This window comes from Halomonas sp. SIMBA_159 (assembly GCF_046536035.1).
In the GTDB taxonomy this organism is placed as follows: Bacteria; Pseudomonadota; Gammaproteobacteria; order Pseudomonadales; family Halomonadaceae; genus Vreelandella; species Vreelandella venusta_A.
The window spans coordinates 1-233 of record NZ_JAWJBT010001721.1 but is presented as its reverse complement, the minus strand read 5'-3'; the positions used below and the strand labels follow the sequence as shown (position 1 = coordinate 233).

Below are 233 nucleotides of genomic sequence, written 5' to 3'. Positions count from 1 at the left end.
GAACCGGTTTACAGCTTGAAAGGTTCCATGCACCAAAAAACCTTCCGCAAGCTGATGCGCCAGGCGCTCGATGCCACTAAAGGCGGGCTGCCGGATTGCCTCCCTGCCCCGCTCCGGGAAGAATACCAATTGCTGCCGTTCGAGCAAGCGCTCGAGACCGTCCATTTTCCGGAAGATGCAGCGTCGCTCAAGCAGGCGCGGCGCCGTTTCGTGTACGAGGAATTATTGCAATT

Annotated in this window: 1 protein-coding gene; it reads left to right on the top strand. The window is 57.5% G+C overall.

The features are described from left to right. Nucleotides 1-27: 27 nt before the first annotated feature. On the top strand, nucleotides 28-233 hold a 206-nt coding region (locus R0J87_RS25085), incomplete at its 3' end, for a hypothetical protein (RefSeq protein ID WP_498889737.1).